This is a genomic window from Streptomyces sp. NPDC093568, from assembly GCF_044764945.1.
In the GTDB taxonomy this organism is placed as follows: Bacteria; Actinomycetota; Actinomycetes; order Streptomycetales; family Streptomycetaceae; genus Streptomyces.
The window spans coordinates 20,484-42,581 of sequence record NZ_JBIWJD010000001.1 but is presented as its reverse complement, the minus strand read 5'-3'; the positions used below and the strand labels follow the sequence as shown (position 1 = coordinate 42,581).

Below are 22,098 nucleotides of genomic sequence, written 5' to 3'. Positions count from 1 at the left end.
GCGACCCGCGCTACGCCACCCGCGCTACGCCATCCGCGCTATGCCACCGGCCCCGACCTGGGCACCGTCACCGTCACGCGCAACCCGTGCGGCTCGTGATGGGCGTACGAGATCGAGCCCTCGCCCGCCGCCAGCAGGGCCCGTGAGATCGACAGGCCCAGGCCCGAACCCTTGATGTTCTGGTGCCGGCCGCTGCGCCAGAAGCGGTCGCCGATCCGGGCGAGCTCCTCGTCGGTGAGGCCGGGGCCGTTGTCGACCACCTCGATCGTCGACGTCCCGCCGTTGGAGGTGACCGTCACCTCGACGGACTCGTCCTTCGGCGTGAACTTGACCGCGTTGTCGATCACGGCGTCCAGCGCGCTGGACAGGGTGACCGGGTCGGCCCAACCGGTGGTCGGCGGGCATTTCCCCACCAGCCGGACGCCCTTGGCCTCCGCGGTCGGCGCCCAGGCGGCGACCCGCTCGGCGGCCAGCGCGCCGATGTCGGTCAGCTTGAGGTCGGCGGCGGAGTGCTCGGCCAGGGCGAGGTCGAGCAGGTCGTCCAGGACCTGCGCCAGACGCTTGCCCTCGGCCTGCACCGAGGCGATCTCCTCATTGCCCTCGGGCAGCTCGAAGGCGAGCAGCTCGATGCGCAGCAGCAGCGCCGCGAGGGGGTTGCGCAACTGGTGCGAGGCGTCCGCGACGAAGGCACGCTGCTGCTCCAGCACGTCCTCGACGTTGTCCGCCATCTCGTTGAACGACCGGGCCAGGCGCCGGAGTTCCGGCGGACCGCTGGCGACGGCGACCCGTGACTTGAGCCGGCCGCTGGCGATCTCGTGCGTGGTGACGTCCAGTACCCGGACCGGCCTGAGCACCCAGCCCGTCAGCCGCAGGGCCGCCCCGACGGCCACCAGCATCGCCAGCGTCAGACCCCCGCCGATGATCAGCCAGCCCTGCAGGATCCGCGAGCGCATCGGCCCGGTCGGCGAGTCGGTGACGACGACCGCGACGACGTCACCGTCCCGGATGACCGGCGAGGCGACGACGAGGCGCCCGCGCTGCCAGGGCCACACCTGCTTGGGGTCGTGGCTGCGCCGGCTGAGCAGCGACTCCTCGAAGGCGTCGCGCACCTCGCCGTGCTCGGGCAGGAACCAGGTCGTCGGCCCGTTGGCCAGGGGCGTGTCGTTGGGCAGGAAGACGCCGGCCCGGATGCCGTAGACGTCGTAGTAGCTCTCCAGCTCCCGGCTCAGGATGCGCAGGTCGTCGCGGGAGCCGGAGGTGACGTCGGCGGCGGGGCGGGCGATGGCCGCGAAGTACGCCGTGTCGTCGATCCGGTCGACGACCACGTCCTGCTGCTGGGCGGAGGCCAGGCTGATGCCGAGTGGTACGCCGAGCGCGAGCAGCACGGCCGCCATCAGGACGATGAGCAGCGGAAGGAGCCGAGTGCGCACCGTGCCCGCTACGAGGCCGGGGCGACGAGCCGGTAGCCGACGCCGCGTACGGTCTCGATCAGCGCCGGCATACGCAGCTTGGCCCGCAGGGACGCCACATGCACCTCAAGGGTGCGCCCGGTCCCCTCCCAGCTCGTGCGCCACACCTCGCTGATGATCTGCTCCCTGCGGAAGACGACCCCGGGACGCTGGGCGAGCAAGGCGAGCAGGTCGAACTCCTTGCGCGTCAGCTGGACGACCGAACCGTCGACGCTGACCTGTCGCGTGGGCAGCTCGATATGGACGGCACCCAGGCGCAGCACGCCCTCGCCGCCCGTTCCAGGGTCCTCCGGGGCGGTGCGCCGGCTGACGGCGTGGATCCGGGCGAGCAGTTCGCCGGTGTCGTACGGCTTCACCACGTAGTCATCGGCCCCCAGATTGAGGCCGTGGATACGGGAACGTACATCCGAGCGTGCGGTGACCATGATCACCGGGGTGCTGGTGCGCTTGCGGATCTTGCCGCAGACCTCGTATCCGTCCTGGTCGGGAAGGCCGAGGTCGAGGAGGACGACACCGAAGCCGTTCCCCTCGGGGACGAGCGCCTGAAGGGCTTCCTCGCCGCTGCGCGCGTGCGTGACGTCGAAACCGTGCCGCGCCAGGACCGCGGACAGCGCGGCGGCGACATGGTTGTCGTCCTCGACGAGGAGGAGTCTCACTCCGGCCTCCCTCAGTTCACCGGCCGTACGATTCGGGCAATTACACAGTGCGTGTGCACGCGCGCGTGCACCATGGAAGTCACGCTGATGGACGACGACGCCGTCAAGAGGGTTCCGGTTTCGGGCGACTTCCGTTATCCAGCCGGTACGCGCCCAGGCCGCAAGTGCTACGACACGTGTCCGATTGCTATCGGATCGTGATGCTCAGATTCCCCTCAGAACTAATGACGCAGGTCGGATACGGTTATTACTGTCCTCCGAAACCGAGGAGGACGGAGCCTGAGAGCGATGACCGAAGTATCGGTGGCCAAGGAAGATGTGGCCGCGTCCGGCGACCTGGTCGTCCTGAAGAACGTCAACAAGCATTTCGGCGCGTTGCACGTGCTGCAGGACATCGATCTGACGATCGCCCGCGGTGAGGTCGTCGTGGTCATCGGACCCTCCGGGTCCGGGAAGTCCACCCTGTGCCGCACCATCAACCGCCTCGAGACGATCGACTCCGGCGCGATCGCCATCGACGGCAAGCCGCTGCCCGCAGAAGGCAAGGAGCTGGCCCGGCTGCGCGCAGACGTCGGCATGGTCTTCCAGTCCTTCAACCTCTTCGCGCACAAGACCGTGCTCGAGAACGTGATGCTGGGCCAGATCAAGGTCCGTAAGACGGACAAGAAGAAGGCCGAGGAGAAGGCCCGGGCGCTGCTCGACCGCGTGGGTGTGGGTACTCAGGCGGACAAGTATCCGGCACAGCTCTCCGGCGGTCAGCAGCAGCGAGTGGCCATCGCCCGGGCACTGGCCATGGACCCCAAGGTCATGCTCTTCGACGAGCCGACTTCGGCTCTCGACCCGGAGATGATCAACGAGGTCCTGGAGGTCATGCAGCAGCTCGCCCGCGACGGCATGACCATGATTGTCGTCACCCACGAGATGGGCTTCGCCCGTTCGGCCGCCAACCGGGTGGTCTTCATGGCTGACGGAAAGATCGTCGAGGAAGCCGTACCGGACCAGTTCTTCAGCAACCCGCGCAGCGACCGCGCGAAGGACTTCCTGTCCAAGATCCTGCACCACTGACGGATCCCGCACCACTGACGGACTGCGTCTCGCAGCCGACGACCTGCGTCAACCGCCGTACCCGACGGCACGCATCTCTTCTTCACACCAAAGGATGTTCACCATGAAGCTCCGCAAGGTCTCCGCCGCGGCCGCCGCTGCACTCGTCCTCTCGATCACCGCCACCGCGTGTGGTGGGGACGGCGACAGCGACAGCGGGTCGGGCAACGGTGGCGGCGACAAGATCAAGATCGGCATCAAGTACGACCAGCCCGGTCTGGGCCTGAAGGAGCCCGACGGCACCTTCTCCGGCTTCGACGTGGACGTCGCGACGTACGTGGCGAAGGAGCTGGGCTACGAGCCCGACCAGATCGAGTTCATCGAGACGAAGAGCGCCGACCGTGAGAACGCCCTCGCCCGCGGCGACGTGAAGCTCATCGCGGCGACCTACTCCATCACCGACGAGCGCAAGGAGAAGGTCGACTTCGCCGGTCCGTACCTGCTGGCTCACCAGGACCTGCTGATCAAGACGGACTCGGACATCACCGAGGCCACCGACCTGAACGGCAAGAACCTGTGTTCGGTCACCGGTTCGACCTCGGCGCAGAACGTCAAGAACGACTTCGCCCCGAAGGCCAACCTGAAGGAGACCGGCGGTTACTCGGAGTGCATCGCCGGCCTCCAGAGCGGTTCCGTGGACGCCCTGACCACGGACGACTCGATCCTCGCCGGCTACGCGGCGCAGGAGCAGTACAAGGGCAAGTTCAAGCTCGCCGGCCTCAAGCTGAGCAACGAGAACTACGGCATCGGTGTGAAGAAGGGTGACACCGAGACCGTGAACAAGGTCAACGCCGCCCTGGAGAAGATGGTCAAGGACGGCGCCTGGGACAAGGCCGTCAAGGAGAACTTCGGTCCGGCCAACTACAAGAACGAGCCCGCGCCGAAGATCGGCGTCATCGTCCAGTAGCGCAGATCCATCGGCGCGCCGCCGTCCACCGCGATCAGGGCGGCGGCGCGCCGCGCTATCCACGTACGCCACCCACCCGGAAGCGCGGGAGATCGTGTTCGATTTTCTTTCTGACTACAACGACCCGACCCTGTTGGGTGCCTTCTGGATGACGGTGAAGCTCACGTTCTTCTCCGCCATCGGCTCCATGATCTGGGGCACCCTTCTGGCCGCGATGCGGGTCAGCCCGGTCCCGCTCATGCGTGGGTTCGGTACGGCCTATGTGAACATCGTCCGGAACATCCCGCTGACGGTGATCATTATCTTCACCTCGCTCGGCCTCGCCGACATCTTCGGCGTGACGATGGGTGCCTCCGACTTCGGCGTCCGGGGCTTCCGGCTGGCGATCCTCGGTTTCGTCGCCTACACCGCGGCCTTCGTCTGCGAGGCGATTCGTTCCGGCATCAACACGGTGCCGCTCGGCCAGGCCGAGGCGGCCCGCGCCATCGGACTGACCTTCAGCCAGACCCTCCGGCTGATCATCCTGCCGCAGGCCCTCCGCTCGGTCATCGGCCCGCTGGCCAACGTGTTGATCGCCCTGACCAAGAACACCACCGTGGCGGCCGCGATCGGCGTGGCCGAGGCCGCCTACCTGATGAAGGAAATGATCGAGAACGAGGCTGAGGTCGTGCTCATCGGCGCGGTCTTCGCCTTCGGTTTCGTGGTACTGACCCTGCCCACCGGCCTCTTCCTCGGTTGGCTGAGCAAGCGACTGGCGGTGAAGCGATGAGCTCCGTTCTTTACGACGCTCCGGGCCCCCGCGCCAAGCGGCGCAATGTGATCATCTCGGTGATCTTCTTCGCCGTGCTCGCCCTGCTCGTGTGGTTCGTCTGGGCCACCTTGGACGAGAAGGGCCAGCTGGAGTGGGCCCTGTGGAAGCCGTTCACCGAGTCGCAAGCCTGGACGACGTATCTCCTGCCGGGTCTCGCCGACACACTGAAGGCCGCAGCCCTGGCCATGGTGATCGCCCTTCCTCTGGGAGCGTTCTTCGGCATCGCGCGCCTCTCCGACCACCGGTGGGTACGGTGGCCGGCCGCGTGGGTGGTCGAGTTCTTCCGGGCGATCCCGGTCCTGCTGCTCATGCTGTTCGCCAACGAGTTCTACGACCGCTGGACGAACGTCAGCAGTGAGCAGCGGCCTCTGTACGCGGTCGTCACCGGCCTGGTGCTCTACAACGCGTCCGTCCTCGCCGAGGTCGTACGGGCCGGCATCCTCTCCCTGCCCAAGGGGCAGTCGGAAGCCGCCATGGCAGTCGGCCTGCGCAAGGGTCAGACGATGCGGGCCATCCTGCTGCCGCAGGCCGTCACCGCCATGCTGCCGGCCATCGTCAGCCAGCTCGTGGTCATCGTGAAGGACACCGCGCTGGGCGGCGTAATGATCGGGTTCACCGAGCTTCTCAACGCGCGTGCGACGCTGGCGGCCTTCTACGCCAACGTCATCCCCAGCTTCGTCGTCGTGGCGATCATCTACATCGTCCTCAACTTCATCCTCACCAGCTTCGCGAGCTGGCTGGAGAAGAGGCTGCGGCGCAGCAAGAGGGGCACGGGTGCGGTGCTCAGCGCCGAGGACATGGAGGAGCTGAACCCGGCGGCGACGGGTGGCACCTTCGGTACCGGTGCCGGAGGGTCGATCTGACCCCTGGTCACATCGCTTGAACACACGGAGGGCAGTGGCATGATCGCCACTGCCCTCCGTCACTTGACGCAAGCACCGGCAATGGGTTGCATACGTTCTGTGATCGTGCACCCTGCTCCAACTTTCTGTTCACTCGCGTTCCTGAGGACACCGCTGCGGGCAGGGGGCGCCGCGCCATGGACCCGGTGATCATCGTCGGAGCGGGGCCCGTCGGGCTCACGCTCGCCCTGGCACTGGCCCGTCAGGAAGTGCCTTCCGTCGTCCTCGACGAGGGTCCCGGCAAGGACGAACCCCGTCTCGCACGCACGGTCGTCCTGCGCGAGGACACGACCGCCCTCATCGAACGCCTGACGGGTGTGCCGCTCGGCGAGGTCGGAGCCCATTGGGCCGGATGGCGGTCGATGCGGCGCAAGCAGGTGATGCGCGAGGTCACTTTCGACGACACCACGGAGGCTCCCGAAAGCCTCACGAACCCAGCCCCTCTGCACATCGCCCAGCACGTCCTGACCAACGCCCTGCGCACGGCCCTCGTCGGCGAGCCGCTCGTCAAGGTCGTCGTGGACAGCCGTCTGGACGCCCTCGAGCAAGAGCCCTCGGGGGTCACCGCCCACACCCGCGGGCCCAAGGGCACCTGGTGGCGCGGCAGTTACGTGATCGGCTGCGACGGCCCCCGCTCGACCGTGCGCAAGCTGATGGACATCCGCTTTCCCGGCCGTACAGCGGTGGAGCGGCACGCCGTGGCCGCGCTGCGGGTGGAACTTCCGTGGAAGGGTCAGGCGTTGCTCCATCGGATGCCGCCGTGGCGGACGTCCGGACCCTCGGGCGGGGAGGTGACCGGACGGCCGCTCCCGGAGGGGGTGTGGCGCCTGGACTGGCTGCTGCCGCCGGTCAAGGACCTGGTCACACCCGAGCTGCTGGTCGCTCACGTCCGCGAGACGCTCGCCGGCTGGTCCGACGGGTCGACACCGCCGTACGAACTCCTCGACACGGGGGTCCACACGGTCCACCACCGCCTGGCGCGCCGCTGGCGCGTGGGCCGCGTCTTCATCGCCGGGGACGCGGCGCACTGCCTCGGGACGCTCGGTACCCACGGGCTCGACGAGGGGCTGCGGGACGCCGACAACCTCGCCTGGAAGCTGGCGCCGTCCTGGCACCACGGGACGCACGAGGCGCTGCTCGACAGCTACCAGGCCGAGCGGCGTGCCGTGGTCGCCGCTCGGCTGCGCGCCGCCGACCAGGCACTGCCGCTGCTGCGCGCCGGTGGAGCGCTGCGGTCGTACGTCCGCGGCTCCTCCCGGGGCCAGGACGCGCTGCTGATGGACGGCCACCTGGGCCAGGGAGCCATCGGCGCGCCGGGATCGTACGCGGCCTCGCCACTCGCGCCCGGCCGTCTGGAGGGTGAGGTACCCGTGGACACGCCGCCCGGGGCGGCGGTGGTGGACGTGCGGGTCACGGCGGAGGACGGCTCCTTCGTACGGCTGCGGGACCGGCTCGGGCGCGGCGCGCTGCTCGTCCTGCTGATCGCACCGGGCACGGGCGTGTGGGAGCGCAAGCACTGGGCGACCGCCGGGATCATGCCTCGGCTGGCGGCCGCGGTGACGGCGCTGCCGTATCGGGCCGAGCTGCTGGTCGCTGAGAGTTACCCGGGCGCGGCCGCGCACTCCGTCCTGCTGGTGCGGCCCGACGGTCACTTGGTGACGGCGCTGAGCGGTGTGCGGCCCGCCGACCTTTACACGGCGGCGGAGGCGGCGCTGGGCGGGCCGGCGGGTGGACCGGTCAAGGCGACGGAGGAGGCGGGGGCGACGGCGGGATCACGCTGAGGCTTCGGGTCGCTCTGACGCGTCGGGGGCGCCCGTCGCCTTGCGGTGAGCCCGCGCCCCCGGGGTCCGGATCCGTCGCACGGCGCTCATCTCTGAACCGCAACGCACCTGAATACACCTGAATACAGCACTCACTGTCACTGTGCGGTCCGCATAGTGACGGTGAGTTGACCCGTCCGCACCGGCATGGTGTACTCCGGATCGTGACCGACACCTGTGTGCGCCTGTGGCGGAGGGTCCATATGGACCTCGTCCGCTATGCGGGCTGCGTGTGTCGCCCGTCCTGCTGAATTCGCATCCCCCTTCTCTCTTCCCGCACGCGCCGCGCTCTTGCCGACGCCGTCGTGGGCTCTTCGCGAACTCTCTTCAGGACGGTGCCCGTGTCTGTCCCCCCTGCCGCCGCGACCGCGTCCGAACCGGTCGCCGAGCCGACTCCCGTCGCCGACCCCGTTCCGAGTCCTGCCCCGAACTCCGCTCCGACGCAGGCGGACCTGCTCGACTTCGTCCGGCGTACGGCGGCCGACGCCGGCTTGATCGCCTCGCTCCCGCTCGATCCGGAGGGACGTACCTGGGTACGGCTCGACGGCCCCGGCGGCAGCGAGGCCTGGCTGATCGGCTGGCCGCCCGGGACGGGCACCGGCTGGCACGACCACGCCGAGTCGGTCGGCGCCTTCGTCACGGCGGCCGGTGAGCTCAAGGAGAACTCGCTCGCCGTCCGACTGCCGGCCGACGGTTGGAAGACGCTGGAACTGGCGGAGGACGTGGACCGGTCCCGCCGTCTCTCGGCCGGCAAGGGACGCTCATTCGGCCGCCACCATGTGCACGAGGTTCTCAACGACTCCGCCGACCGGCACGCGATCTCCGTGCACGCCTACTACCCGCCCCTGCCGCAGATCCGCCGCTTCAGCCGCAGCGGGCCGATTCTGCGCCTCGAGCAGGTGGAGCGACCGGAGGACTGGCAGTGAGCGGGGCCGTGACTGTGCCCTGGGTGCGCGATGGTGACGAAGAATCGGCGGTCGGCGGGCGCGAGTCGAAGGCCAAGCGCGTCACCGGCGAGCAGTCTGTCGACGGCGTGGATGAGGCGAGCGTGAGCGTTGGCGGTACGGACGGACAGCCCCTCGGTATCGACGGGCTGCTGGAGCGGATACGCGCGGGCTACGAGCGGATCGAGCCGCAGGAGGCGTACGCGGCCGCCCAGGGCGGCGAGGCGCTCCTGGTCGATATCCGGTACGCGGCCCTGCGCGAGCGCGACGGCCTGATTCCCGGCGCCCTCGTCATCGAGCGCAACGAACTTGAGTGGCGGCTCGACCCCCAGGGCAGCCATCGCGCCCCCGAGGCGACGAGCCACGACTTGCGGGTCGTGGTCCTCTGCAACGAGGGGTACGCGTCGAGCCTGGCTGTCGAGTCGCTACGGCGCCTGGGGCTGCACCGGGCCACGGATCTGGTCGGCGGGTTCCAGGCTTGGCGGGCGGAGGGGTTGCCGGTGAGGTCGGGGGCAGGGACGGAGGCCTAGGGACTGGCCCTCGGTGCAGTTTGCTGAGGGGCCGTCGCTCGTTCCCGGCCTGCCCGCCGTACGCGATGGGCGCCCCCGCGCGTCCACCGTGCCCGGCACGGCCTCGAAGAGCTGCCTTCGTCCCTACCGGCCTCAGAACCCCTCGCCCCCAAGAAACTCCGTATCCTCGCCCTCTTCCTCCAGCGCCTGCCGGACCACCCGCAGGGCCATGCCCTCGGGATAACCCTTGCGGGCGAGCATGCCCGCGAGGCGGCGCAGGCGTTTGTCGCGGTCGAGGCCCCGTGTGGAGCGGAGCTTGCGGTCGACGAGTTCGCGGGCGGTCGCTTCTTCCTGCTCGGAGTCGAGCTGGGCCACGGCCGCGTCGATCAGGGTGGAGTCGACCCCCTTGGTGCGCAGCTCCTGAGCGAGGGCGCGCCGGGCCAGCCCTCGGCCGTGGTGCCGGGACTCCACCCAGGCGTCCGCGAACGCGCTGTCGTTGATGAGGCCGACTTCCTCGAACCGCGACAGCACCTCCTCGGCGGCGTCGTCCGGGATCTCCCGCTTGCGCAGGGCGTCCGCGAGTTGCTTGCGCGTGCGCGGGGTCCCGGTGAGCAAGCGCAGACAGATAGCCCGCGCCTGCTCCACCGGGTCCGCTGGGGGCGTCCTCTCCTCGGCCCTCGACAAGGAGGAGGCGCCTCCGTCCTCACCGGACGGCTCTGTACGGCCGCGCCGGCGACGTCCGCGTGAGCCGCCGGCGCCGTCCTGGCTCCGAGCCCCACCGCGGCCGCGCCGGGCGCCGCCACGGAGGTCGTCGGTGCCGTACGCCGAGCCGCCGTCCGGCCATGCCTCGCTGTCGTTCCCCCCGTCCGCTTCGTGAGCCAGGTCCCCTCCATGGGCGTGGCCGCCCACCCCGGAGGAGCCCTCGTCTCCGTCTCTCCCCCATCCCCGCGTCTGCGGGGCATCCGGGTCGGCGGCGTACTCGGCCCAGTCAGTTCGCCGTGTCACGGATCAGCTCTTGGTGGTCGCGGCCTTGGTCGCCTTGGTCGCCTTGGCCGCGGGTGCGGGCACCGTCTTAGCGGTGTCGGCCGGGGTGGCGGAGGACGCGGCGTCCGCGCCCGGTTCGGCGGCCGGCGTCTCCGGCCGTACGCCGACGCCCAGCTTCTCCTTGATCTTCTTCTCGATCTCGTTGGCCAGGTCGGGGTTGTCCTTGAGGAAGTTGCGCGCGTTCTCCTTGCCCTGGCCGAGCTGGTCGCCCTCGTACGTGTACCAGGCGCCGGCCTTGCGCACGAAGCCGTGCTCCACGCCCATGTCGATCAGGCCGCCCTCGCGGCTGATGCCCTGGCCGTAGAGGATGTCGAACTCGGCCTGCTTGAAGGGCGGCGCGACCTTGTTCTTGACGACCTTGCAGCGGGTGCGGTTACCGACCGCCTCCGTGCCGTCCTTCAGGGTCTCGATACGACGGATGTCGATGCGCACCGAGGCGTAGAACTTCAGCGCCCGGCCACCAGTCGTGGTCTCCGGCGAGCCGAACATCACGCCGATCTTCTCGCGGAGCTGGTTGATGAAGATCGCGGTGGTCTTGGACTGGTTGAGCGCGCTGGTGATCTTCCGCAGCGCCTGGCTCATCAGTCGGGCCTGGAGGCCGACGTGGCTGTCGCCCATCTCGCCCTCGATCTCCGCGCGCGGGACGAGCGCGGCGACGGAGTCGATGACGATGAGGTCGAGGGCGCCGGAGCGGACCAGCATGTCCACGATCTCCAGGGCCTGCTCGCCGTTGTCGGGCTGGGAGAGGATCAGGTTGTCGATGTCGACGCCCAGCTTCTTGGCGTACTCGGGGTCGAGGGCGTGCTCCGCGTCCACGAAGGCGACCTGGCCGCCGTTCTTCTGGGCGTTGGCCACGGCGTGCAGAGTCAGGGTCGTCTTACCGGAGGACTCCGGTCCGTAGATCTCCACGACTCGGCCGCGCGGCAGGCCGCCGACCCCGAGGGCCACGTCGAGCGCGGTCGACCCGGTCGAGATGACCTCGATGGGCTCCATCGACCGCTCGCCCATGCGCATGACCGCGCCCTTGCCGAATTGCCGTTCAATCTGTGCGAGTGCGGCATCCAGGGCCTTCTCGCGGTCGGTTCCTGCCATGGGTTCCACCCGATTTGCTTGAGTCGATCGCTTCACGTCAAAGACGCTAACGCCTGCCACTGACAATGCGCCCCGACGCCCGTCCGGCCTGTGGATAACTCGGGCATATCTCCGTCGAAACCGTGGCGAAATGCCTGCCGAGCGCCTTGTCGGCACCCCCATGAGAATGGATGTTCGATTTTCGTGTCAAGCGCACCACGCGCCCCCTCGGCACACCCTCTCGACACACCCGTGGGCGCCCAAGCCGGTCGGCGATCGAGCAGCGCGGAGGGTCCGACGGCTCCAGTGTGCGACCGCTCCGGCGCCTGACGGTCACCTCGGGATCAACGGCGCCCATCCGGGTACTCGGGGCGACGGGCAGGGCGCCCGTCCCCTACCCGCAGCTGGCCACTTCCGCGGTCCGCGGAGGCTGGAGAACGAGCGACGACGCTGAGGGGCACGTGATGCGGGAGCTCTACCACGAAGAACTTGATTCGATCACCGACAGCCTCGTGGAGATGGCGACCCTGGTCGGCTCGGCGGTAGGCCGGGCCACCACTGCCCTCCTCGACGCCGATCTGGAGCTCGCCGAGAGCGTGATCTCGGACGACGAGACAGTCGACGCTCTGCACCGGAACCTCGACGAGCGAGCGATCATGCTGCTGGCCCGGCAGCAGCCGGTCGCCACCGACCTGCGGCTCTTGGTCACCTCACTGCGGATGAGCGCCGACCTTGAGCGGTCGGGAGACCTGGCACAGCACTTGGCCAAGCTGGCGAGGCTGCGCCATCCCGAGTGCGCGGTCCCGCGCGATCTGCGCGACACGGTCCAGGAGATGGGCCGGCTCGCCCAAAGCCTGATGGCACGTACCGCCGAGGTGCTCGTCAGCCACGACCTCGACACCGCGCTCCAGCTGGAGCGGGACGACGACCGCATGGACGAGCTGCACCGCACGATCTTCCGGCACCTCATGGACGATCGCTGGCAGCGCGGGGCCGAAGCAGCCGTGGACGCCACGCTCGCCGGTCGCTATTACGAGCGGTTCGGCGACCATGCCGTGGCGGTGGCCCGAGACGTGGTCTACCTCGTCACCGGCAGGCACGCGGACGACATGGCGCCCGCCGCACCGGTGACCACCTGACCGATGCCCTGGAGCCGGGGCTCTCGGAGCTCCACAGTCCGACCAGTCCACGCCCGACCAGTCCACGCCCGACCAGTCCGATCAGTCCAGCCCGACCAGTCCGGCCCGACCAGTCCAGCCCGATCAGTCCGAGCGCTCCCCGGAACCCCCCGTGTCCGCCGGAGGCTTCTGCCCCGGTCGGCGTATCCACAGCTCACGCGCGTGCCCGTACAGGCCACGCCCCCGGCCCCGCTCCCGGTGCCCATGGACACGGGGATCGTCCGTGACGTCGTAGCGCTTCACGTAAGCGCCCAGGAACGCCTGCAGGGTGGCGATCGCCGGGATGGCGATCAGCGCGCCCACGGCGCCCAGGAGGGCCGTGCCCGCGATGACCGACCCGAAGGCGACCGCGGGGTGGATGTCGACGGTCTTGGCGGTCAGCTTGGGCTGCAGCACATAGTTCTCGAACTGCTGGTAGACCACGACGAAGACCAGCACCCACAGCGCGTACCAGGGATCGACGGTGAACGCGATCAGCATGGGCAGGGCGCCCGCGAGATACGTGCCGATGGTGGGGATGAACTGGGAGACCAGACCGACCCACACGGCGAGCACAGGGGCGTACGGCACGTCCAGGCTCGCGAGCAAGATGTAGTGGGCTATGCCGGAGATCAGCGCCATCAGGCCGCGCGAGTACAGATAGCCGCCGGTCTTGTTGACGGCGATCTCCCAGGCGCGCAGCACCTCGGCCTGCTTGGCGGGCGGCAGTACGGAGCACAGCGCGCGGCGCAGCCGGGGGCCGTCCGCCGCGAAGTAGAACGAGAACAGCGTGATCGTCAGCAGCTGGAAAAGGCCGCCGAGGACCTGGGCGGACACGTCCAGGACGCCTGTGGCGCTGTTCTGCACGTAGTTGCGCAGCCAGTCGGATTTGAGCAGGCCCTCCTGGACGTCGACACGGCGCAGGTCGGTGTGGAAGTGCGCGTTGATCCAGTTGATGACGGAGTCGAGGTAGTTCGGGAAATCCTCGACGATCTTGATGATCTGGCCCGCGAGCATGGACCCCAGCAGCGTCACGAACCCCGCCGACACGGTGATCACGGCGAGGAAGACGATGCCGGTGGCCAGTCCCCGGCGCATGCCGCGCGAGGCCATCCAGCTCACCGCGGGCTCGATGGCCAGAGCCAGGAAGAACGCGATGAGGATGTTGATCAGCAGGCCGGTGAGCTGGTGAAAGGCCCAGCTGCCCAGCTGGAACGCGCCGACGAGCGCCAGGGCGAGCACCATGGCGCGCGGCAGCCAGCGTGGCATGCGCGCGTTCGACCCGGCGTCGCTCGTACCCGGGGGCGGGTCGGGCGGCGTCGTGCCGAACGGGGATCCCTGCCGGGCGAGCTGCCCGGTCTCGTCAGTGCGTGCCACGAAGCAAGTCTCGCCCACGCCACTGACAATCGGCCCCGGTCCTGCGATCTTCGTTACCGGTCAGCGCTTCTCCCCCGGAACGTTCATGACGGAACAGACCACTCGCCATACGTCCTTGGCCTCCCAGCCGGCTTCCAGGGCCTCGTGCACCGTGCGTCCGCCCAGCTCCGTCATCACATGATCACGCGCGAAGGTGTCGGCGTACCCCGGACCGAAGTGATCCGCCATCCGCTCCCAGAAGACCGTCAACCGCATGCGTCCAGTATCCCGCCCACGAGGGTGGGCCTGCGCCGGGACCACTTGTCGAGACCGCTTTCCGCCCTACGGTCTGACGCATGCCCGAAACCGGAGCCTCCCCGCTTCCCCCGACGCCGCCGGCGCACTCCCCGCTCTTCCGCGCCGAGCAGTTCGTCTGGCTCACCGCGCGCGTGCTGGAACAGCGCCTCTTCGCGTACCACTTCCTGAACGGCACCGCCGACCCGGTGGAGACCGCGCTGGACGCCTATCGCAACGAGGACGGCGGCTACGGCCACGCCCTGGAGCCGGATCTGCGGGGCCCGGTCAGTCAGCCGCTGCACACCGCCCGCGCGCTCCATGTCCTGGACGCGATCGAGCGTTGCGGCGGACAGCGAGTGGACCGCGTGTGCCGCTATCTCACCTCGGTCTCCACCCCGGACGGCGCCCTTCCCGCGGTCCACCCCACCCAGCGCGACTACCCAGCGGCCCCCTTCCTGCCGATCACGGCCGCCCCGCCCAGCTCGCTCCTCGCCACCGGCCCGGTGGTCGGCCTGCTGCACCGCAACGAGGTGTGGCACGCCTGGCTGTTCCGCGCCACGGACTTCTGCTGGCAGGCGATCGAAAGCCTGGAGAAGTCCCATCCCTACGAGATCGAGGCCGCCGTGGCCTTCCTGGACTCCGCTCCCGACCGCCCGCGCGCGGAGGCCGCCGCCGACCGACTGGGCCGCCTGGTACGCGACCAGCGGCTCGCGGCACTGGACCCGGACGACCGCGACGCCCTTCCGGTCCCGCCCGGCTACGCCCCCGACGAGCACCACTTCCCGCACGACTACGCGAGCACCCCGCGCTCCCTCGCGCGCGCGTGGTTCACGGACGACGAGATGAGCCGCTCCCTCGACCACCTCGCCGCCGAGCAGCGGGAGGACGGAGGCTGGCCGCTGCGCCGGCCCCGGTGGACACCGGGCATCCCCCAGGAGGCCCGTCCCACGGCGACCGTCGAGGCACTGCGCACACTGAGGGCGTACGGCCGCCACATCGGCTGACCGGCCTCACCCGCCCATGGCCCGCACACCCGCCGTCACCACCACGGCAGCGGCGACGACCAGCAGGAACGGTGCCCGCAGCACCAGCGCCACGGCAGCCGCGGCAAGTCCTGCGGCCCTGGCGTCCAGCACCAGCGCCTGTCCGTCCCCGAACGTCTGCTGAGCCGTGAGAGCGGCCAGCAGGGCAACGGGCAACAGCGCGGCAAGACGCCGTACGAGAGGCTTCTCCAGGGCGCCCGCGGGCACGAGCAGCCCGACGAGCTTGACGGCGTAGCAGCCGACGACGGTCACACCGATGGCTATCCAGACGTTCATCGCAGGCCCTCCCCCGCACGTCGCCCCTGTACCCACAGCACGACCGGCGCCGCGAGGGCGGCCAGCAGCACGGGCACGCCGGCCGGCAGCACCGGCAGGAACCCGAGCCCCAGAATCACGGCCAGCCCGGCGACGGCCCGCTCGGTGGCGGTCTTCAGCATCGGCGCGAGGAGCGCCAGGAACACCGCGGGCCCGGCCGCGTCCAGCCCCCAGGCGTCGGTGTCCCCGATGGCCTCGGCGCCCAGCGCACCCAGCAGGGTGGTGAGATTCCACAGCACGTACAGACTCAGTCCGGTCACGACGAACCCGATGCGCGCACCGCGCCGCGTCGGCTGCGCCAGCGCGACGGCCGCCGTCTCGTCGATCACCCACTGCGCGGCGAACGGCCGCAGCGCGCGCGGGAGGCGCAGCACCTGCGACAGCCGCAGCCCGTAGAAGGCGTTGCGCACCCCCAGAAAGAACGCGCCCGCAGCCGCCGTCAACGGGCTGCCACCGGCCGCGAGCGCCCCCACGAGCGCGAACTGCGAGGCACCGGTGAACACCAGCAGGCTGAGCACACAGGTCTGCAGCAGCGTGAGCCCGCTGCCGGCCGACGTCACCCCGAAGGCGAACCCGGACAGCCCGACGGCGGCCCCGACCCCCAGGGCGTCCCGCACGACGGCGGCATCGGGCTTGCCTCGGTCAACGCGAGGATCTGCGAGAGCTTCCTGTTCTGTCACGCCACCGACGCTAGGCAAACCCGCTAGCGCAGGTCTTGTACGTTCTTGCGCTCGCGCTGATAGGCCCCGGGCGGCACGCCGACGATCCGGGTGAAGTGCCGATTCAGATGGGGCTGATCGGTGAACCCCACGGCGGCCGCCGCCTCGGCCGGTGAGACACCGGTGTCCAGCAGCCGCCGAGCCCGCCGTACCCGCGCATCGGTCAGCCAGGTGTGCGGCGGCATCCCGTACACGTCCCGGAAGGCCCGCAGCAAGGCGAACGGGCTGGTGCCGAGATCGGCGGCCAGCCGTTCCAGACTCGGCGGCTCGGCCATCCGCCCTTCCAGCACCTCACGCGCGCGTACCGCCACCCGGTCCCCCGCCGTCCGCACGTCGCGCTGCGGCAGGGCGCCACCGTTCAACCGCAGCAGCCGCGTCACGGCGACCCGGAGCAGGGTGTCGGCAGCCAGTGCGTTGCCCTCGTCGGCGGCCCGCAGCACCTGATGCACGAGTCCCACCGTGTAGGGGTCGTCCAGGACGGGCCGGACAAACCCCGGCGTCCCCCGAATGACAGTGGTCTCGGCGGCGATCTCCCCGACCAGCTCCGGTGATGGATAGACAGCCCCGTACTGCCACCCCTCCGGCACCCCCGCCCGCCCGGTGTGCGGTGTGTCCGGATTGACCAGCGCAAGGGCACCGGCCCCCGCGTACTGGTCGGCTCCCCGGTGGTGAAAGACCTCCACACCCTCCGCGATCGCGGCGATCACGAAGTGCTCATGCGTGTGCCGCACGAACGTCTTCCGTATGTACCGGGCGCGCAGCAGATCGACACCGGGCAACTCGGCGTACCGCCAGTGCCGCGCCCGCTCATCAGAACCTGCCATGAGTCCATTCTCGGCCAGAGCGCCGGTTCGAGACGGTGGCCCCCTGCCGGGGCACCCCACCACCCCCCGCCAATGGCACCCCAGCCCGGCCGCCGGAGGCATTTCCGCAGCTCAGCGCGATTGTCAGTCCCGGGGTGCAGGATGGACGCATGGTCAGCAATCCGCACCGAGCCCTAGCCGGCTTCTCACCCGCCACCCGCGGCTGGTTCGCGGGCGCCTTCTCCGCGCCCACCGCGGCCCAGGCCGGTGCGTGGCAGGCCATCCACGAGGGTTCGGACGTACTGGTCGTAGCCCCCACCGGTTCCGGCAAGACGCTGGCCGCCTTCCTCGCCGCCCTCGACCAGCTGGCCTCGACACCCCCACCGGCGGACCCCAAGAAGCGCTGCCGAGTCCTCTACGTCTCCCCGCTCAAGGCCTTGGCCGTCGACGTCGAGCGCAACCTACGCAGCCCCCTCACCGGCATCCGCCAGGAGTCCGTCCGCCTGGGCCTGCCGGAGCCCGAGGTGAAGGTCGGCATCCGCTCGGGCGACACCCCCGCCGCGGAGCGCCGAGCCCTCTCCACCCGCCCTCCGGACATCCTGATCACCACCCCTGAGTCCCTCTTCCTGATGCTGACGTCGGCCACCCGCGACGCCCTGACCGGCATCGACACGGTCATCCTGGACGAGGTCCACGCCGTGGCGGGCACCAAGCGCGGCGCCCACCTCGCCCTCACCCTGGAGCGCCTGGACGAGCTCCTGCCGAAGCCGGCCCGCCGCATCGGCCTCTCCGCGACCGTCCGCCCGGTGGACGAGATCGCCCGCTATCTGTCACCCCAACGCAAGGTGGAGATCGTCCAGCCGAAGTCGGGCAAGGAGTTCGACCTCTCGGTCGTGGTCCCGGTGGAAGACCTCGGCGAGCTGGGCGGCTCCCCGGTGGCGGACGGCTCCGAGGGCACCGAGCGCCCCTCGATCTGGCCGCACGTCGAGGAGCGGATCACCGACCTGGTCCAGTCCCACCGCTCCACGATCGTCTTCGCCAACTCGCGCCGCCTGGCGGAGCGCCTCTGCAACCGCCTCAACGAGATCGCCTACGAGCGTGCCACCGGCGAGACCCTGGACGAGCACCACGCACCGGCCGAACTCATGGGCGGCTCCGGTGCGGCCCAGGGTGCCCCTCAGGTCATCGCGCGCGCCCACCACGGCTCGGTCTCCAAGGAGCAGCGCGCGCTCGTGGAGGAGGACCTCAAAGCCGGCCGCCTGCCTGCCGTCGTCGCCACGTCGAGTCTGGAGCTCGGCATCGACATGGGTGCGGTGGACCTCGTCGTCCAGGTCGAATCACCCCCTTCGGTGGCCTCGGGCCTCCAGCGCGTGGGCCGCGCGGGCCACCAGGTCGGCGCGGTCTCGACCGGTGTGGTGTTCCCGAAGTACCGAGGCGACCTGGTCCAGGCGGCGGTCGTCACCGAACGCATGCGCACGGGCGCCATCGAGTCCCTCAGGGTCCCTGCCAACCCCCTGGACGTCCTCGCGCAGCAGCTCGTCGCGATGACGGCGATGGACACCTGGCAGTTCGACGACCTGCTCACCACCGTCCGCCGGGCCGCCCCCTTCGCCTCCCTCCCCGAGTCCGCCTTCACCGCGGTGCTCGACATGCTCGCCGGCCGCTACCCGTCCGACGCCTTCGCGGAGCTGCGCCCTCGCGTGGTCTGGGACCGCGTGGCCGGCACGATCACCGGCCGCCCCGGCGCCCAGCGGCTCGCCGTCACCTCCGGGGGCACGATCCCCGACCGCGGCCTCTTCGGGGTCTTCCTCGCCGGATCGGACCCGAAGAAGGGCGGCGGCAGGGTCGGCGAGCTCGACGAGGAGATGGTCTACGAGTCGCGCGTCGGCGACGTCTTCACGCTCGGCACCAGCTCCTGGCGCATCGAGGACATCACCCGCGACCGCGTGCTGGTCTCCCCCGCCCCGGGTGTACCGGGCCGCCTCCCCTTCTGGAAGGGCGACCAGCTGGGCCGCCCGCTCGAACTGGGCCGCGCGGTCGGCGCGTTCCTGCGCGAGGTCGGCTCACTGCCCAAGGACGACGCCCGCCTGCGCCTGGTCACCGCCGGCCTGGACGCCTGGGCGGCCGACAACGTCCTGTCCTACCTGGACGAGCAGCGCGAGGCCTGCGGCCACGTCCCGGACGACCGCACGATCGTCGTCGAGCGCTTCCGCGACGAGCTCGGTGACTGGCGCGTCGTCGTGCACTCCCCCTTCGGCGCCCAGGTCCACGCCCCCTGGGCCCTGGCCCTCGGCGCGAAGCTCTCCGAGCGCTACGGCATGGACGCGCAGGTCATGCACGCCGACGACGGCATCGTGCTGCGCCTGCCCGACGCCGACCTCATGGGCCTGGACCTCCTGGACCAGGAGCCGCGCAAGGCCGGCACGGAGTACGACGCCGACCAGGCACCCGTCGGCGCGGCCGACGTCGTCTTCGACAAGGGTGACGTCGACCAGATGGTCACCGACCAGGTCGGCGGCTCGGCCCTGTTCGCGTCCCGGTTCCGCGAGTGCGCCGCCCGCGCGCTGCTGCTGCCGCGCCGCAACCCCGGCAAGCGCACCCCGCTGTGGCAGCAGCGCCAGCGCGCCGCCCAACTGCTCCAGGTGGCCAGCGAGTTCGGCTCGTTCCCGATCGTCCTGGAGGCAGTCCGCGAGTGCCTCCAGGACGTCTTCGACGTCCCCGGACTCGTCGAGCTGATGGGCGACCTCGAGTCCCGCAAGGTGCGCCTCGTCGAGGTCACCACCCCCGAGCCGTCCCCCTTCGCCCGCTCGCTCCTGTTCGGATACGTCGCCCAGTTCCTGTACGAGGGGGACTCCCCGCTCGCCGAGCGCCGCGCCGCCGCCCTGTCGCTGGACTCACGGCTGCTGGCCGAGCTGCTCGGCCAGGCGGAGCTGCGCGAGCTGCTCGACGCCGAGGTGCTGACGGAGCTGGAGCGGGAGCTGCAGTGGCTCACCGAGGACCGCCGCGTCAAGGACGTCGAGGGGGTCGCGGACGTCCTGCGCGTCCTCGGCCCGCTCACCGACGCCGAGTTGGCCGAGCGGGGTGCCGAGCCGCACTGGGCGCGGGAGCTGGCCGGCGCCCGCCGCGCCATCAAGGTGCGCATCGCGGGCACCGATCACTGGGCGGCGATCGAGGACGCGGGCCGCCTGCGCGACGCGCTCGGCACGGCCTTGCCGGTCGGCGTCCCCGAAGCCTTCACCGAGCCCGTCAAGGACCCGCTCGGCGACCTCCTCGCCCGCCACGCCCGCACCCACGGCCCGTTCACCTCGGCCACGGCCGCGGCCCGGTTCGGTCTCGGCGTGGCCATCACGGAGGGCGCACTCCAGCGGCTGGCGGCGAGCGGAAGGGTCGTCCAGGGCGAGTTCCACCCGGCCGGCATCGGCCAGGAATGGTGCGACGCGGCAGTCCTGCGCCGCTTGCGCCGCCGCTCCCTCGCCGCACTGCGCCACGAACTGGAGCCGGTGCCGCCGGCCGCGCTCGCGCAGTTCCTGCCGCAGTGGCAGCACATCGGCAAGGGCCACGGACTGCGCGGCATCGACGGCCTGGTCCGCGCCATCGAGCAGTTGCAGGGCGCTTCCGTGCCCGCGTCCGCGCTGGAGAAGCTCGTCCTGCCCTCCCGCGTCGCCGGTTACACCCCGGCGATGCTCGACGAACTCACCTCGGCCGGCGAGGTCGTCTGGGCCGGAGCCGGCTCGCTCCCCGGCAAGGACGGCTGGGTCTCGCTCTACATGGCGGACGCGGCTCCCCTCCTCCTGCCGCCGGCCCACCCCCTGGAGCTGACGGCGCTGCACCAGTCCGTCCTTGACACCCTCTCCGGCGGCTACGGCCTGTTCTTCCGCCAGATCGCCGACCAGGTCCGCGCCACCACCCACCCCGACGCCACCGACCCCCAGCTCGCCGACGCCCTCTGGGAGCTGGCCTGGTCGGGCCGCCTCACGAACGACACCCTCGCCCCCATGCGCTCGCTGCTCGGCTCGGGCCGCACGGCGGGCTCCACGGCCCACCGCGCCAAGCGCACCGTTCCCCGGGGCCGCTACGGATCGCTCACGGCCGCCGCCCGCCCCGCATCCCGCACCGGCCCGCCCACCGTCGCCGGCCGCTGGTCCCTGCTCCCGGCCAACGAGCCCGACCCCACCGTCCGCGCCCACGCCCTCGCCCGCGCACTCCTCGACCGGCACGGCGTGGTGACCCGGGGAGCGGTCGCCGCGGAGGGCGTGGAAGGCGGCTTCTCGGCGACGTACCGCATCCTGTCCGCCTTCGAGGAGAGCGGTCAGGCGCGACGCGGCTATGTGGTCGAGGGCCTCGGCGCCGCTCAGTTCGCGATGGACGGCGCGGTGGACCGCCTGCGCGCGGTGTCCAACGCGCGCGACCGGGGCGAGGACCTGCCGGGCCCCCATATCCCCGACTTCCCCGACGGCTTCGGGGCACCCGGGACCCACGGCTCCACCAGCGGCTTCGGTGCACCCGAGACCCACGGCTCCACCGACGGCTTCGGCACCGCGCACGACAACCCGGACGGCACCCCCGCCTACGACATCCCCGACCTCGACCACGACTTCCTGGACGCCCACCTGGGACAGCTCGGACCGGGCGACTACGTCTCCCCCAAGGACCTCTCCCCCCAGGACGCCGGCCGCACCCGACAGGGCAACCGGTGGCAGAACAGCGGCAACCCCTACGGCCCCGCCCCCCACCGCTCCCGCCCCACCCCCGACACCAGAGCCGTCGTCCTGGCCGCCGCCGACCCGGCGAACGCCTACGGGGCCGCCCTCTCCTGGCCGGAGCCCCCCACCGGCGCCGGGCACAAGCCGGGCCGCAAGGCGGGCTCCCTCGTCGTCCTGGTCGACGGCGAGCTGACCCTCTACATGGAGCGCGGCGGCAAGACCCTGCTGGCCTGGCCCTCGGCCCCGGACGCGGAGCCCACCGAGGACGCCCGCCTCCACACAGCGGCAGAGGCCCTCGCGTCAGCCGCCCGCGCGGGCTCCCTCGGCACGGTCACGGTGGAGCGGGTGAACGGCGCCTCGGCACTGACGTCCCCCATGGGCACCCTCCTGGAGGCAGCGGGCTTCATCGCGACCCCCAGAGGCCTGCGCCTACGCGCCTGACCAGGCCACGCCACCCTCGCGAACCGC

Annotated in this window: 19 protein-coding genes and 1 pseudogene; 11 read left to right on the top strand and 9 right to left on the bottom strand. The window is 70.7% G+C overall.

The features are described from left to right. Window positions 1-38: 38 nt before the first annotated feature. Both ACIRD7_RS00180 and ACIRD7_RS00175 read right to left on the bottom strand, forming a co-directional pair. On the bottom strand, window positions 39-1,430 hold the full coding sequence (locus tag ACIRD7_RS00180) for a sensor histidine kinase (RefSeq protein WP_403447697.1): 1,392 nt from the start codon (window positions 1,428-1,430) through the stop codon (window positions 39-41). Window positions 1,431-1,438: 8 nt separating this feature from the next. Next, on the bottom strand, window positions 1,439-2,125 hold the full coding sequence (locus tag ACIRD7_RS00175) for a response regulator transcription factor (RefSeq protein ID WP_403447696.1): 687 nt from the start codon (window positions 2,123-2,125) through the stop codon (window positions 1,439-1,441). Between the two features lie 288 nt (window positions 2,126-2,413). Between ACIRD7_RS00175 and ACIRD7_RS00170 the strand changes: the two genes are divergently transcribed. From ACIRD7_RS00170 to ACIRD7_RS00135, 8 genes are all read left to right on the top strand, one after another. Further along, entirely contained in the window at window positions 2,414-3,190 is a 777-nt protein-coding gene (locus ACIRD7_RS00170; protein ID WP_403447694.1) for an amino acid ABC transporter ATP-binding protein, read from the top strand. 103 nt (window positions 3,191-3,293) lie between these two features. After that, the gene (locus ACIRD7_RS00165) at window positions 3,294-4,136 is read left to right on the top strand and encodes a glutamate ABC transporter substrate-binding protein (protein ID WP_403447692.1); all 843 of its coding nucleotides are present in this window, start codon (window positions 3,294-3,296) and stop codon (window positions 4,134-4,136) included. 94 nt (window positions 4,137-4,230) lie between these two features. Beyond that, window positions 4,231-4,905: an amino acid ABC transporter permease gene (locus tag ACIRD7_RS00160; protein ID WP_403447690.1), complete on the top strand. Its 675-nt coding sequence runs from the start codon at window positions 4,231-4,233 to the stop codon at window positions 4,903-4,905. Further along, complete coding sequence (locus ACIRD7_RS00155; protein WP_403447688.1) at window positions 4,902-5,810, top strand: amino acid ABC transporter permease; 909 nt, start codon at window positions 4,902-4,904, stop codon at window positions 5,808-5,810. Before ACIRD7_RS00160 ends, ACIRD7_RS00155 begins: the two co-directional genes overlap by 4 nt. 176 nt (window positions 5,811-5,986) lie before the next feature. After that, window positions 5,987-7,630 (top strand): FAD-dependent monooxygenase, encoded by a 1,644-nt coding sequence (locus ACIRD7_RS00150; protein WP_403447686.1) that lies wholly within the window; start codon window positions 5,987-5,989, stop codon window positions 7,628-7,630. 203 nt (window positions 7,631-7,833) lie between these two features. Then, on the top strand, window positions 7,834-7,920 hold the full coding sequence (locus ACIRD7_RS00145; protein WP_313960178.1) for a putative leader peptide: 87 nt from the start codon (window positions 7,834-7,836) through the stop codon (window positions 7,918-7,920). A 90-nt stretch (window positions 7,921-8,010) separates the two neighbouring features. Then, entirely contained in the window at window positions 8,011-8,595 is a 585-nt protein-coding gene (locus ACIRD7_RS00140) for a cysteine dioxygenase (RefSeq protein ID WP_403447684.1), read from the top strand. Between the two features lie 107 nt (window positions 8,596-8,702). Further along, window positions 8,703-9,143: a rhodanese-like domain-containing protein gene (locus ACIRD7_RS00135; RefSeq protein WP_403451579.1), complete on the top strand. Its 441-nt coding sequence runs from the start codon at window positions 8,703-8,705 to the stop codon at window positions 9,141-9,143. Between the two features lie 132 nt (window positions 9,144-9,275). Here the strand turns inward: ACIRD7_RS00135 and recX are convergent, their stop codons facing one another. Further along, the gene (gene recX / locus ACIRD7_RS00130) at window positions 9,276-10,127 is read right to left on the bottom strand and encodes a recombination regulator RecX (protein ID WP_403447682.1); all 852 of its coding nucleotides are present in this window, start codon (window positions 10,125-10,127) and stop codon (window positions 9,276-9,278) included. A 3-nt stretch (window positions 10,128-10,130) separates the two neighbouring features. Beyond that, window positions 10,131-11,258 (bottom strand): recombinase RecA, encoded by a 1,128-nt coding sequence (gene recA, locus ACIRD7_RS00125; RefSeq protein ID WP_403447680.1) that lies wholly within the window; start codon window positions 11,256-11,258, stop codon window positions 10,131-10,133. Between the two features lie 443 nt (window positions 11,259-11,701). On the opposite strand from recA, the gene phoU reads away from it, so the two are divergent. Continuing rightward, a complete protein-coding gene (gene phoU / locus ACIRD7_RS00120; protein WP_403447678.1) occupies window positions 11,702-12,376 on the top strand; it encodes a phosphate signaling complex protein PhoU in 675 nt (224 codons plus the stop codon). A gap of 123 nt (window positions 12,377-12,499) precedes the next feature. On the opposite strand, the gene ACIRD7_RS00115 is transcribed toward phoU, so the two are convergent. Further along, entirely contained in the window at window positions 12,500-13,771 is a 1,272-nt protein-coding gene (locus ACIRD7_RS00115; RefSeq protein ID WP_403447676.1) for an AI-2E family transporter, read from the bottom strand. A 60-nt stretch (window positions 13,772-13,831) separates the two neighbouring features. Next, entirely contained in the window at window positions 13,832-14,026 is a 195-nt protein-coding gene (locus ACIRD7_RS00110; RefSeq protein WP_403447674.1) for a DUF3046 domain-containing protein, read from the bottom strand. An 80-nt stretch (window positions 14,027-14,106) separates the two neighbouring features. Between ACIRD7_RS00110 and ACIRD7_RS00105 the strand changes: the two genes are divergently transcribed. Beyond that, on the top strand, window positions 14,107-15,051 hold the full coding sequence (locus ACIRD7_RS00105; RefSeq protein WP_403447672.1) for a hypothetical protein: 945 nt from the start codon (window positions 14,107-14,109) through the stop codon (window positions 15,049-15,051). A 6-nt stretch (window positions 15,052-15,057) separates the two neighbouring features. Here the strand turns inward: ACIRD7_RS00105 and ACIRD7_RS00100 are convergent, their stop codons facing one another. From ACIRD7_RS00100 to ACIRD7_RS00090, 3 genes and pseudogenes are all read right to left on the bottom strand, one after another. Further along, complete coding sequence (locus tag ACIRD7_RS00100; protein ID WP_403447670.1) at window positions 15,058-15,366, bottom strand: AzlD domain-containing protein; 309 nt, start codon at window positions 15,364-15,366, stop codon at window positions 15,058-15,060. Continuing rightward, on the bottom strand, window positions 15,363-16,085 hold the full coding sequence (locus ACIRD7_RS00095; protein WP_403447668.1) for an AzlC family ABC transporter permease: 723 nt from the start codon (window positions 16,083-16,085) through the stop codon (window positions 15,363-15,365). The genes ACIRD7_RS00100 and ACIRD7_RS00095 overlap by 4 nt, the downstream gene beginning before the upstream one ends. Window positions 16,086-16,117: 32 nt before the next feature. Continuing rightward, window positions 16,118-16,948, bottom strand: a pseudogene (locus tag ACIRD7_RS00090) (AraC family transcriptional regulator); the annotation flags it as partial. Window positions 16,949-17,097: 149 nt separating this feature from the next. Between ACIRD7_RS00090 and ACIRD7_RS00085 the strand changes: the two are divergent. After that, on the top strand, window positions 17,098-22,071 hold the full coding sequence (locus ACIRD7_RS00085) for an ATP-dependent helicase (RefSeq protein ID WP_403447666.1): 4,974 nt from the start codon (window positions 17,098-17,100) through the stop codon (window positions 22,069-22,071). The last annotated feature ends 27 nt before the right edge of the window (window positions 22,072-22,098 follow it).